Source organism: Mycobacterium sp. (assembly GCF_049683935.1).
Taxonomy (GTDB): Bacteria; Actinomycetota; Actinomycetes; order Mycobacteriales; family Mycobacteriaceae; genus Mycobacterium.
Window position 1 is genome coordinate 1 of sequence record NZ_JBAUJR010000389.1, and the last position, 14768, is coordinate 14768.

Genomic DNA, 14768 nt, shown 5'->3' on the forward strand with positions numbered 1-14768 from the left:
GGCCCGTGCTGCCCGCCGGAGATGGTGGCGACCCGGGCCAGCCGGGCCACGGTCTGCTCGACGAAGATGTCGCGTGGCCGGCAGCTCAACCCGGCGGCGCGGGCGCGCGCCACCACTTGCATCGACAGGATGCTGTCGCCGCCGAGGTCGAAGAACGACTCGTCGACGCCGACGCGGTCGAGACCGAGCACCTGGGCGTAGATGCCGGCCAGGAGTTCCTCGACCGCGTCGGTCGGAGCACGGTAGTGGTCGCCGCTCTGGTACTCCGGCGCCGGCAGAGCGCGGGTGTCCAGCTTGCCGCCGATGGTCAGCGGCAACGCCTCCACCACCACCAACGCCGGTACCATGTAGCCGGGCAGGCGAGCAGTGAGAGCTGCCCGCGCACTGACGACATCGATTGTCCCGGTGAGGTATCCGACGAGTCGTTTGTCACCGGGGCGGCCTTCGCGGACGATGACCACCGCTTGGTCGACTCCGTCGAGCGCTGTGAGCGCAGTCTGGATCTCGCCGGGTTCGATGCGGTAACCGCGGATCTTGACCTGGTCGTCGGCGCGGCCGATGTACTGCAGTTGCCCGTCGGCGCGCCAGCACACCAGATCTCCGGTGCGGTACATCCGGGAACCGGGCGCCCCTGCAGGGCAGGCGACGAACCGGGATGCGGTCAATCCGCCGCGGCGCCAGTATCCGACGCCGACGCCGCGGCCGGCGACGTACAACTCGCCGACCACCCCGACGGGCACCGGCCGCAGCCACTCGTCGAGAACGAATGCCGCCGCGGTCGGCACGGGCGCTCCGATCGGCGCCGCCCCCGAACCAGGTTTCAGCGCCGCACTCATCGAGGCGTACACCGTGATCTCCGTCGGGCCGTAGGCGTTGATCAACACCCGCCCCGGCGCCCACTGGTCGACGACCCCGGCCGGGCACGCCTCCCCGCCCAGCAGCACCGCGACCGACTCCAGACCCCGAGATGACAGCGCAGTCACCGCCGAGGGTGTCTGGGTGAGAACAGTGACTTGCTCGCGAATCAGCAAGGGGTGAAGATCTTCTGGCGACCTCACCACCTCCTCGGGAACCACCACCAGACGCCCGCCGGCCAACAGCGCGGCCCAGATCTCCCACACCGAGAAGTCGAACGCGTACGAATGGCACTGGGTCCAGACCTGATCGGCCGGCAGACCAGCTGGCAGTGACCCCGCCAGGTGAGCTGTGAGATTTCGGTGGGTGATCGCCACCGCCTTCGGAATCCCGGTGGTGCCCGAGGTGTAGATCAGGTACGCGAGGTCGTCGGGGATCGGCGCCGACTGCGGGGGAGCAGGTCGCTCATCGTCGACATCGTCGACATCGAGAACCGCCACATCGAACTCCCGGACCAGTGACCGCAGCCCCGAGGTGGTGAGCACGGCGATCGGTGCGGCATCGGCGAACATGAATCCCATGCGGTCCGCGGGCAGGCCAGGGTCGATCGCCAGATAGGCCGCGCCGGTTTTGAGCACCGCCAGCATCGACACGACCGCCTGCGCCGAGCGAGTGAACAGCAGAGCCACCACCTGTCCCGGACCTGCGCCGTGAGTGTGCAGCCAACGGGCCAATCTGTCTGCGGCATCGTCGACTTCACATCGGGTGAGGGATCGGCCGTCGAACGTCACCGCCACCGCATCGGGGGCTTGCCGCACCTGCTGCGTGAACAAAGCCGGCACCGAGACCGGCGTCGGCTCCGGTGTGGTCAACACTGCCCGGTTGCCCATCTCGTCGAGCCGGGCGTGCTCGCCCACGCCGAGCACATCGATCGAGGACAGTCGCCGCTGTGCGTCGGCGGTCAGGGCGACCAGCATCAGCCGCAGGCGCTCGACCATCGAGGCGACGGTTTCGGCGTCGAACACGTCGGTGCGGTATTCGACCGCACCCCAGATCCCCGCCGGCGAACCGTCTGCGGCGAAGCGCTCCGACAGTGATACCGACAGGTCGGTGCGGGCAGTGTGGGTGTCCATCGGTATCTGGGTGACCCGGAGATCGCCCAGCGACAATCCGGCCGCCGGGTCGCCGACGTGTCCGGGAAGGTTTTGCCAGGCCAGCAGCACCTGAACCAGCGGGTGATGGGTCATGCTCCGGGTGGGGTTGAGTCGTTCCACGAGGAGCTCGAAGGGAATGTCCTGGTGTTCGTAGGCGCTCAGGCTGCGTCGACGTACCTGCTCGATCACCTCGGCGACGGTGGGATCGCCGGTCAGGTCGACCCGCAGCACCAGGGTGTTGACAAAAAAGCCGACCAATCGTTCGAGTGCGGGGTCGCGGCGCCCGGCTATCGGGAATCCCACTGCCACATCAGAACTCGCGCTCAAGCGGGACAACAGCACGGCCAATGCCGCCTGCACCACCATGAAACTGGTGGCGCTGTGTGCGGTCGCCGAATCGCGGACCCGCTGATGCAGTTCGGCCGGCCAATTGACCGTGACGCTCGCGCCGCGCTGATCAGCCACCGGCGGGTACGGCCGGTCGGTGGGAAGCTGGAGACGTTCGGGCATCCCGGACAACGCATCCTGCCAGTACGCCAGTTGCGCCGCGATCCGGCTCTGCGCGTCGTCGATGTCGCCGAACTGCGTGCGCTGCCACAGCGTGTAGTCGACGTACTGCACCGGCAACTTCTCCCACCCGGGAGTGCGTCCCGCACACCGGTCCGTGTACGCCGTCCCCAGGTCGGCCACCAGGGGGGCGATAGACGATCCATCGGCGGCGATGTGGTGGATCACCCCCGCAAGCACGTGTTCGTCCGCGTCGACTCGGAAGAGCTTCGCCCGCAACGGGATCTGGCTGGTCAGATCAAAGGTGTGGCATGCCGTCCCGGCGATGGCCTCATCCAGCCGGGTCGATGGCCAGCCGGTAGCGTCGACGACATCCCAACCGAAGTCGCCCCGCTCGGCGGCAACGATCAGCTGCCGGGGGATTCCGTCGGGCGCGGTGAACCGCGTGCGCAGGCTCTCGTGGCGGTTCACGACGTCTGTGAGGGCGGTTCCCAGCGCATCAGCGTCGAGGTGCCCGCGCAGTCGCAACACCACTGCCATGTTGTACACCGTTGACGGGCCTGACAATTGGTCGAGGAACCACAACCGGCTCTGCGCGAAGGACAACGGGATGACCGCAGGCCGCGCGCCTGCGACCAACAGCTCGCCCTGGCCGGTGCCCCCGCTGATCTGCGTCGCCAATCGGGCCACGGTGGGCGCGTCGAACAGGGTGCGCACCGACAGGTCGGTGTTCATGCTGGTGTTGACGGCGGACACCAGCCGCATCGCGGACAACGAATCCCCGCCCAGATCGAAGAACGAGTCGTCGACTCCGACCCGCTCGAGTCCCAGCGCCTGGGCGTAGATGCCGGCCAGGAGCTCCTCGACCGTGTCCGCCGGGGCGCGGTAGCGATCGGCTTCCCGGTATTCGGGCGCGGGTAGGGCGCGGGTGTCGAGTTTGCCGTTCACGGTCATCGGCAATGTGTCGACGACCACCACCGCTGCCGGCACCATGTACGGCGGCAGGCGCCGGCCCAGCGCCTCGCGAAGCTCGGCCGGATCCGCTGTGCCCGTGACATAGCCGACGAGGCGTCTGTCGCCGGGATGGTCCTCGCGCGCGACGACCACGGCCTCGGCCACGCCGGGTCGTTCGGTCAGGGCGGCCTGGATCTCGCCGAGTTCGATGCGATAGCCCCGGATCTTGACCTGTTCGTCGGCCCGCCCGAGATAGTGCAGCTGCCCGTCGCCGCGCCAACGCACCAGATCGCCGGTTCGGTACATTCGCGCCCCGGTTCCGCCGAACGGGCAAGCCACGAACCGGGACGACGTCAGGCCGCTCCGGCGCCAGTATCCGACCCCCACACCTCGTCCGCCCAGATACAACTCGCCGACCACCCCGGGTGGAACCGGTCGCAGATAGGCGTCCAGCACAAAGAATGCCGCTCCGGTCGTCGGCGACCCGATCGGCGGGGCACCGGAACCGGCTGTCAGCGGTGCGCTCTTGGCCAGCCACATCGTGGTTTCGGTGGGCCCGTAGACGTTGATCATCGTGCGACCGGGGGCCCACCGATCGACGAACTCCGCGGGGCACGCTTCGGCGCCTATCACCAACGCAGCCGACTCCAGACCCTGTGGCGAGAGCGTGCGCACCGCTGAGGGGGTCTGGGTCAGCACGCTGACCTGCTCACGGATCAGCAGAGCGCGGAAGTCCTCGGGCGCATGAGCCACCGCTTCGGGGACGATCACCAGACGTCCACCGGACAGCAGCGCACCCCAGATCTCCCACACCGAGAAGTCGAACGCGTAGGAGTGGAACTGGGTCCACACCTGTCCCGGCGTCAACTCCACACCGGCGTCGAGCGAATCGAATAGTTGGGCCACGTTGTACTGGGTGACCGCAACACCTTTGGGTACGCCGGTGGTGCCCGAGGTGTAGATGATGTGCGCCACGTCGTCGGGGGCGGGCGCGGCCATCGCGCTGTCGGACAGGTCTGCGATATCTGGATCGTCGACGTCGACGACGGTCAGCTCACACCCCTGCAGTCGATCGACCAGCGCCGCGGTCGTCACCGCCGTCACCGGCGAGGCATCGTCGACCATGAACCTGACCCGGGCCGGTGGGTGCCCCGGGTCGATCGGCAGGTACGCCGCCCCGGTCTTGAGCACGGCGAGGATCGCCACGATCGCCTCGGCGGAACGCGAGAACAGCAGAGCCACACTCTGTCCCGGGCCCGCTCCGTGATCGGTGAGCCGATGGGCCAACCGATTCGACGCCTCATCGAGCTCGCGGTAGGTCCATGAGCGCTCACCGCACACCAGTGCCGCTGCCCCGGGGGTGCGGGCCACCTGTGCGGCGAACAACACCGGAACCGCCACCGGCGTGGCCGCCCTGGTGAGCACCGTCCGGTTGCCGAACTCGTCGAGCCGGGTGTGCTCGTCGTCGTCGAGAAGATCCATCGACGACAGCGGACGGTCGGGCTCGGCGCTCATGGCCGCCAGCACCCGCTGGAACCGCCCGATGAGCCGGGTGATGTCGGCGGGTCCGAACAGGTCGGCGTCGAACTCGAGGCGCAAACTCATCTGCGGACCCGGCATCGCCTGCAACGTCAGCGGGTAGTGGTTGCGCTCCCGGGTGTTGACCTCGGTGACGGTCAACTCGTCGGTGCCGTTCAATGCGGTGACGTCGACGGGATAGTTCTCGTAGACGAAGAGGGTGTCGAAGAGTTGGTCATGGCCGGCGATGCGGTGGATCTCGGTGAGCGGCAGGTGCTGGTGCTCGACGGTCTGATTGTGGGCGTTCTGAAGTTGTCCCAGCAGGTCCGCGGAGGTTGTCGCCGGTGTCGTGCGCGCACGGACCGGGACGGTGTTGATCAGCAGGCCCACCATCGATTCGGCTCCCGCCAACTCCGGGGGCCTGCCGGACACCGCAGTGCCGAACGCGACATCACACCGGCCGGTCATCCACATCAACAGATGCGCCCACCCGGCCTGCAGCACGGTGTTTACGGTGGTGTGACAACTGCGAGCCAGCTCGGTCAGAGCTCGGGTGGTTTCCTCTGGGACGCGGACACTTTCGACACCTCGCGGGCCGCACGCACCGGGTGGTCCGATCAGCGTGGGGCTGTCGAAGCCCGCCATCAGCTCGCACCAGGCGGTGCGGGCGGCGTCGACATCCTGCTCGGCCAACCAGGTGACATATCGGCGGAACGACCCGGCCGCGGGTAGCCGCTGCCGGTGATAGCTCGCGAACAATTCGTGCAGCAGGATCGGCAGTGACCAGCCGTCCATCACGATGTGATGAAAGGTCAGCACGCAGTGGTGCTCGTCGGTGGCGGTGCGAAGCAGGGCCGCTCGGACCGCCGGTGGATGGTCCAGGTCGCAGACCGCGGCGCGTTCGTCAGCGCATATCCGGCGGAGCATTGCATCGACGTCATCGACGCCGTCGGCTTCCAGGTTCACATACCGCCACGCCGCCCGGGGATCCGCCGGGATGATCTGCACGGGCTGGCCGAATTGGGCGGAGAAGCGGGCGGTCAGGTGCGGATGTCGGCCGACCACCGTGTTCATCGCGTCGCGCAGGCGCTCCGGCTCGAGCGGCCCGGCGACGGTGACGTCCAGTTGCATGGCATAAAGGTCGTCGTCGGTCTGTGCGGTATACGTGTGAAAGAGCAGGCCGTGCTGCATCGGGGTCAACGGCAGGATATCGGTGTGGCGGAACTGGTCTCCCAGTTCGTCGATCTGCTGTTGGGTGAGGCGGGCCGGCGCGATGTCCGACGGTGTCAGACCGCCGCCGCCGTGGGCGACGTGAGTGCAGATCCCGGTCAGTGCGTCGAGCCAGAGTTGGTTGAGTCGGGAGACCTGTGCGCAATCGAGCACCGACGACGCCCACGTCCACGTGGCGCGCAACTGCGCGCCTGCGCCGGCGTCGACGGTGACGGCATTGAGATCCACGGTGTGCGGCAACGGCATCGGCACGGCGCCTGCGACACCCGCGATGGACACCCCGTCCTGGCTGACCCGCCACAGGTGGTGGGACATCCCGGCAGCGGCCAGCCGGCCCAGATAGTTGAAGCCGATCGTCGGGTCGGGCCCGGCGAGGTCCACGCTGTCATTCAGGTACCGCAGCAGTCCGTAGGTCAGTCCGGGAGGCGTTGCGCGGAGTTGTTCTTTGGCATTCTTGACGACTGGTCCGAGCGGGGCGTCACCGGCGACCACCTGGGACCAGCGCAGCCCACCGACGGTCAGCGACACCGGATATTTCACGGTGAACCAGCCGACGGTCCGGCTCAGGTCGGCATCGTCGGCGAGTTCTTCGTCGCGGCCATGACCCTCGACGTCGATCCCGATCGCAGCGCGACCGGCACCGAGGAACTCCGCACACGCCAATCCCAGGGCGATCAACAGGATGTCGTGGATCCCCGCATGAAATGCTGCGGGCACGTCGCTCAACAGCAAGCGCGTGGTGTCGGTGTCCAGCGACGACGAGAGTCGTCCGGCGTCGGCGTAGGTGTCGGATTCCGGCGCGGGCAGTACCGCTGGGACGGCGACCACCTCTTGCCAGGCGGCGGCGTGGCGGACGGTCGCGGGCTTCTGGGCATGCCCGGCGAGCAATGACGCCCACCGCGTGAACGACGTTCCCGGTGCCGGCAGCTCGATGACTTGCCCGCCGTGGTGTTGGGCCCAGGCGATGTTGATGTCCTCCAACAGAATTCGCCAGGAAACTGCGTCGACGGCCAGGTGGTGCACAATCAGCACGAGTTGGCCGCCGGAGGGCACCCACAGCGCGGCGAGCATCGTTCCCGCGGTGGGATCAAGCCGGGACCTCGTCGTCACCACTGCCTCGTCGGACAGCGCGTTCGTCGTGTACAGGCACCGGTCGGCATCGATGGCCCCGGCTTCGGGAACGTGCAGTGACGAGTCGACGGGGTCGACGCGCAGGCGCAGCATCGGGTGCCGGTCCAGCAGCGCCTGCAGAACCGCGACGACGTCGGACCGGACGACACCACTGGGCGCCTCCAGTACCACGGTCTGGTTGAACTCCCCGGTGGGTCCGTCGATGGCCTGCAGCCAACGCATGATCGGTGTCGAAATCACCGCTCCGGTGCCGTCGTCGGCCGGGCCGGTCACGGTGTCGGCGGCCTCGGCGACCATCGCCAGGCGGGCCACGGTCTGCTCGACGAAGACGTCACGCGGTCGGCACCTCACACCTGCCGCCCGGGCCCGGGCCACCACCTGCATCGACAGGATCGAGTCACCGCCCAGATCGAAGAACGAGTCGTCCACTCCGACGCGGTCCAGCCCGAGCACTTCGGCGTAGACATCGGCGAGGATCATCTCGACGGCGGACGCGGGCGCACGATAGTGCGTGGTATCCCGGTACTCCGGTGCAGGCAGGGCACGGGTGTCGAGTTTGCCGTTGGGGGTCAGTGGCAGCGCGTCCAGTACCACGATCGCGGCAGGCACCAGGTAGGAAGGGAGCCGCTCGGCCAGCCCGGACCGCATGACAGCGGGATCAACTGTCCAGGAATGTGTTTCAGTCACATATCCGACGAGGCGTTTGTCGCCGGGCCGGTCTTCGCGCGCGATGACGACCGCATGGTCGACGCCGTCGAGTGCTGCCAGTGCAGTCTGGACCTCGCCGAGTTCGATGCGGTAGCCGCGGATCTTGACCTGTTCGTCGGCGCGGCCGAGGTACTCCAGTTGTCCGTCGGCGCGCCAACGCGCCAGATCCCCGGTGCGATACATCCGCGCTCGGGGTCCGCCGAACGGGCACGCCACGAACCGCGACGCGGTCAAGCCGGTCCGGCCCACGTACCCGTAGGCCAGTCCGGCCCCGGCCACATACAGTTCGCCCACCGATCCGGCGGGCACTCGCCGCAGCCATTGGTCCAGGACGAACAGAGCCGCGCCCGGCACCGGCGAGCCGATCGGCACCCCCGCCCCCGGGGTCAGTGGCGCGCTGATGGCCACGCACATCGTGGTCTCGGTGGGGCCGTAGGCGTTGATCATGACGCGGCCGGGCGCCCAGTGGTCGACGATTTCGGGCGGGCATGCCTCACCGACGACCACCAGGGCAGCGGCTTCCAGCCCCTGCGTCGAGAGCGCCACCATCGCAGACGGGGTCCGCGTCATCACCGTCACTCGCTCGCTGACCAGCAGGGCCTGCAGATCGTCCGCGGAGTCGGCCACTGACTCGGGCACCACCACCACCCGCCCACCGCGCAGCAGCGCGCCGAAGATCTCCCACACCGAAACGTCGAAGGCCAAGGTGTGGCTGTGCGGCCACACCCCCGGATACGGCAGCCCGGCATCGAGCACCCGCAGCAGTTGGGTGACGTTGTGATGACTGACCGCAACGCCTTTGGGCACCCCGGTGGTGCCGGAGGTGTAGATCAGATACGCGATGTCCTCGGGGGCCGGTGCCGGCAGCGGTGTTTCGGGTTGGCTTTCGACGCCGGGATCGTCGACATCGACAACCCGCAGGCCGCAGCCGTCCACGCGGGACCGCAGCGCCGCCGTGGTGAGAACGACGATCGGCGCAGCGTCGGCGATCACGAACTCGATCCGCGCCGCGGGCACAGCGGGATCGATCGGCAGGTAGGCGGCGCCGGTCTTGAGCACCGCGAGTATCGCTACGACCGCCTCTGCCGACCGGGTGAACAACAGTGCTGCAGTCGTTCCCGGGGCGGCACCGTGGGCAACCAGCAGGTTCGCCAACCGGTTCGACGCTGTGTCGAGTTCCCGGTAGGTCATGTCATGGCCGTCGCAGGTCAGTGCGATGGCGCCGGGGGACCGGGCCGCGTGCTCGGCGAACATTCCCGGAATGGATACCGATGCCACCGCCGGCGCGGTGAGAGCATCACGGTTGCCGAGATCATCCAGGCGGGCGCGCTCATCACGATCGAGTACGTTCAACGACGACAGCCGCTGCTCAGGGTCGGTGGTCAGCGACACCAGCACCCGCCGCAGGCGGTTGACGAGTGTCGCGACGGTAGCGGGATCGAACACGTCGGTGCGGAACTCCACGGTGCCGCCGATCCCGGCGGGCTTTCCGTCAGCGGACCAGCGTTCGGCCAGCGAGAACACCAGATCCATTCGGGCGGTCCGTGATTCGATCGGTATCCGCGTCACGTCCAAAGCGCCCAGGGTCAGCCCGGAGGCTGGGTCGCTGTCGTCGCCGAACGCTGAGTTGTTCCAGGCCAGTGCGACCTGGACGAGTGGATGATGGCTCAGGCTGCGGCTCGGGTTGAGTCGGTCGACGAGGACTTCGAACGGCACGTCCTGATGCTCGTACGCGGCGAGGCTGCGCCGACGCACCTGGGCCAACAGCTCCGCGAGGCGCGGATCGCCGGTCAGGTCGACACGCAACACCAACATGTTGACGAAGAACCCGACGAGGTCGTCGAGGGCCGGGTCGGTCCGCCCGGCCATCGGGAACCCCACCACCACATCATTGCTCGCGCTGACCTCCGACAGCAGCACCGCAAGTGCGGCCTGGACGACCATGAAGCTGGTCGCGTTGTACTCGGCGGCGACATTGCGGACCCGTTCCTGCAGTGCGGCGGGCCAGTCCACTGTCAGGGTGGCGCCGCGCTGATCGGCCACGGCCGGGTAGGGCCGATCGGTGGGAAGCTGCAACCGCTCGGGTATACCCGCCAGCGTGTCCTGCCAGTACGCCAGCTGCGCGCCGATGGGACTCTCGCTGTCGTCGAGATCGCCGAACCGGGCACGCTGCCACAATGTGTAATCGGAATACTGCACGGTCAGGTCGGTCCACCCCGGCGCGCGGCCGGCGTGGCGGCCGGCGTACGCGGAACTGAGGTCACGCGTGAGCGGGGCCAGCGACCAACCGTCGGCGGCGATGTGATGAACGACGCCGACGAGGACGTGCTCGTCGACAGCACTGCGGAAAAGTGTTGCTCGCAGCGGGATCTCGTTCGCGAGATCGAACGGGTGACGCGCCGCCGCGGCGATGGCCTCATCAAGGGTGTCCGCGGACCAACCGGTCGCGTCGACGATGTCCCAACCGAGGTCCACCTCGTCGGCGTTGCACACCTGCTGGTGCGGTACGCCATCGACGTCGGGGAACAGGGTACGCAACGATTCGTGTCGGGCCAGGAGGTCACCGAACGCCGCACCGAGTGCGTCGACGTCGAGCGTGCCGCTCAGTCTCAGTGCGACCGACATGTTGTAGACCGGTGAGGGGCCCTGCAACTGGTCGAGGAACCACAATCGACTCTGGGCGAACGACAGGGGAATGACCTGCGGGCGTTCGAGCGCCACCAACTTCCCACGCCGAGAGGAACACTCCCCGATGCGCGGTGCCAGCTCGGCAACCGTGGGCGCGTCGAACAGCACGCGCACCGGCAGGTCGGCGTCCAGCGCGGTGTTGATCGCCGCGACCATCCTCATCGCGAGGATGCTGTCGCCGCCGAGGTCGAAGAACGAGTCGTCCACCCCCACGCGGTCGTTCCCCAGCACCCGGGCGTAGATCCCGGCCAGGATCTCCTCCACCGGGGTGTCCGGGGCGCGGTAGCGCTCGACGTCCTGGTATTCGGGCGGCGGTAGGGCGCGGGTGTCGAGCTTGCCGTTGATCGTGACAGGCAGCGACTGCAGGACCACCACTGCCGCGGGCACCAAGTAGGGCGGCAGGCGATCGGCCAACACTCTTCGGTAGTCGACAGGATCGACGGCGCCCGGACGTGTCTCGGTGATGTAGCCGACCAGTCGCTTGTCGCCGGGACGGTCCTCCCGGAGGATGACAACCGCGTGGTCCACTCCGTCCAGTCCGGCCAGTGCTGCGCGCACTTCGCCGAGTTCGATCCGATAGCCCCGGATCTTGACCTGTTCGTCGGCGCGTCCGAGGTACTGGAGTTGACCGTCGGTGCCCCACCGCACCAGATCCCCGGTGCGGTACATCCGCCCGCCTTCGCCGCCGAAGGGGCACGCCACGAATCGTGCTGCGGTCAGGCCGGTTCGGCGCCAGTACCCGATTCCCACGCCCCGGCCGGCGACGTACAGTTCGCCGACCACCCCGGCAGCGACCGGGCGCAACCACGCGTCGAGCACGAACAGTGCCGCCCCGGGAACCGGCACGCCGATCGGCACGCCGCCCCCCGGGGCCAGCGGTGCACTGATCGTGGCATACACCGTGATCTCGGTGGGGCCATAACCGTTCACCATCACTCGCCCCGGTGCCCAGCGATCAACCACCTCCGGCGGACAGGCTTCACCAGCCACCATCAACGCCATCGATCCCAGTCCCTCGGGCGACAGTGCGGTCACTGCCGACGGAGTCTGGCTCAGCACCGTGACGGCCTCGCCGACCAGCAGCGCGTGCAGGTCCCCGGGGGAGCGGGCCACCGACTCGGGCACGACCAGCAGACGCCCACCGCGCAGGAGCGCGCCCCAGATCTCCCAGACCGAGAAGTCGAAGGCGTATGAATGACACTGGGTCCATACCTGTCCCGGGCCCATGGCCAGGCCGACATCAATGGCGTCGAACAACCGGGTCACGTTGTGATGGCTGGTGGCAACGCCTTTCGGGACACCGGTGGTGCCCGAGGTGTAGATGAGGTGAGCGACGTCGTCGGGTGCGGGGCCGGGGAGGGCGGAGTTGTCGTGGCTGTCGATCAGGGCGTCGTCGACGCTGATGACCGCCACGTCGTACCTGTTCAAGCGGTCGACGAAGTCCGCGGTGGTGACTGCGGCCACCGGCACGGCGTCGGCGATGAGGAACTCGATCCGCGCGGCGGGCACCGCCGGATCGATGGGCAGGTAGGCCGCTCCGGTTTTGAGTATCGCGAGGATCGCTACGATCGCCTCTGCAGAGCGCGGAACCAACAGTGCGACGACAGATCCCGGACCCGCTCCCTGCTCCGTCAGCAGATGGGCGAATCGGTTGGACATCTCGTCGAGTCGGCGATAGGTGAGCGTGCCGGGTCCGCACGTCACAGCCGCAGCCTCGGGGGTACGGGCGACCTGCGCGGCGAACGATGCCGTGATCGAGACCGGAGTCGCGGTCCGGTTCAGCACTGCACGGTTGCCCCACTCGTCGAGGTCGGTGTGTTCGTCGTCGTCCAAGAGGTCGATCGAGAGGACCCGCCGCGTCGATTCAGCGGTCATGACACCCTCCCGCATCGCGGGCCATCGCTTCGAGGACCCGGGTGAACCGCTTGCCGAGCTTACTGATCTTCACGGAATCAACAGTGGCGGTGTCGAACTCGACGCGAACCCCGATCTCCCTACCGGGGTGCGCGATCATCGCCAGCGGATAGTGGTTGTGTTCCCGCCCGGCGATCTCGGTCACGGCCAGGCCGTTGGTGCTCAGCATCGCGGCGCCGTCCATCGGGTAGTTCTCGAATACGAAGAGGGTGTCGAAGAGTTGGTCGTGACCGGTGAGACGGTGGATTTCGCTGAGGGCCAGGTGCTGGTGGTCCAGTGTGTGGTTGTGGGTGCTGTGCAGTTGGCCGAGTAGGTCGGTCACGGTGGTGGCGGGAGTGATGCGCGCCCGCACCGGCACTGTGTTGATCAGCAGACCCACCATCGTCTCAGCTCCCGCCAGCTCCGTCGGTCGGCCCGAGACAGCGGTGCCGAAGACCACGTCGTGCTGGCCGGTCAGCCAGATGAGCATCTGTGCCCATGCGCCCTGCAACACAGTGTTGACGGTGGTGTGGCACGAGCGCGCGAGCTCGCTCACCGCGCGGGTGACATCCTCGGGCACCTGGAACCGCACGACACTGCGGGTGCCCGGCCCGGAACGTTCCGGAGAGCCGACCAGTGTCGGAGTTGTGAAGTCAGCCAGCACGTCTCGCCACGCCGCGTGGGCCGCTCCGAGGTCACGATCGGCGAGCCAGCTGACGAACCGGCGGTAGGACGGGGCCGCGGGCAGGTGTTCGCCGTAGTAACTGGCGAAGATCTCGCGCGCCAGGATCGGCAGCGACCATCCGTCGAGCACGATGTGGTGATTGGTCAGCACGAATCGGTGCCGATCCGGCGCGACTCGGAACAGTGCGGCGCGAAATGGCGCTGCTCGGGTCAGGTCGCAGACCGCGGCGCGTTCGTGAGCACACATCTCCTGGAATCGCGACTGCACGTCACCGTTGATGAAGTCGGGTTCGAGGTACTGCCAGGGGGTCTCGGGGCTAATCGGGATGACCTGCACCGGTTGGTCGAATTGTGAGAAGAACCGTGCCGCCAGGTTGGGGTGGCGGTTCACGACGGTGTTCACTGCCGTGCGCAGGCGGTCGGACTCCAGATCGCCGGTGAGGGTGATGTCCAGCTGCATGGCATAGAGGTCATCGTGTTCCTCGGGAGTGGTGCTCGCGTGGAAGAGCAGTCCCTGTTGCATGGGGGTCAGCGGCAGGATGTCGGCCACCCGTTCCAGCTCCGACAGCTGATCGATCTGCTGCTGAGTGAGTCGCGCGGGTGCGATGTCGGAGGGGGTCAGCCCGCCGCCGCCCTTTGCGACGTGGGCGCAGATGCCGGCGAGGGCCTCGAACCACAGCTCACTGAGATGGCTCACCTGAACCTCATCGAGCGCTGACGGCGCCCAGGTCCAGGTGGCGCGCATCCGCGGGCCGCCGCCGGTGTCGACGGTGGCAGCCGTGAGTTCGGCAGTGTGTGACAGCGGCATGGATACGGCGCCGGCGATGTCGGCGACCGACAGGCCCTCCTTGTCGATCCGCCATGTGCTCTCCGATGTGTCGGCGCCCGCATGGAGACGCCCGAGGTAGTTGAATCCGATGGTCGGCTCGGGTGCGGACAGATCGACGTCGGTGTTGAGATAGCGCAGCAGCCCATAGGTCAGTCCGGCAGGCAGCGCGCGGAGTTGTTCCTTGGCGTCGTTCAGTACTGCTCCGAGTGCGCTGTCACCCGCCTTGACCTGGGCCCATCGGAGCGCGGCGGTGGATAACGCCACCGGGTACCTGGTGGTGAACCATCCGACCGTGCCGGACAGATCGATCCCCTCGGCGAAGTCTCCCTCGCGGCCATGGCCCTCGACGTCGATGCCGATCGCCGTCGTGCTGGTCGAGCAGAGGAACTCAGCCCACGCCAGCGCATATGCGATGAGGAGGATGTCCTGAACACCGACGTGGAACGCCGCCGGTACGTCGCCGAGAAGGGAGCGCGTGGTGTCGGTGTCCAGGGACACTGTCAGCTGTCCGGCGCTGGCGTACGTGTCGAGTTGTGTTCTGGGTGGGGGCAGCACGGCGTCAGCGGCCGCAACCTGCTTCCATGCGTCGGCCAATTCGACCACCGCCGGTGCGTGAG

2 protein-coding genes are annotated in these 14768 nt (G+C 67.8%); both read right to left on the bottom strand.

Annotation, left to right across the window (positions count from 1 at the left end; translation table 11 throughout):
* Positions 1 to 12620: amino acid adenylation domain-containing protein (locus tag WA965_RS22365; protein WP_526448086.1), on the bottom strand; the 12620-nt coding region annotated here is incomplete at its 3' end.
* On the bottom strand, positions 12610 to 14768 hold a 2159-nt coding region (locus WA965_RS22370), incomplete at its 5' end, for a condensation domain-containing protein (RefSeq protein WP_526448087.1). The genes WA965_RS22365 and WA965_RS22370, both read right to left, overlap by 11 nt.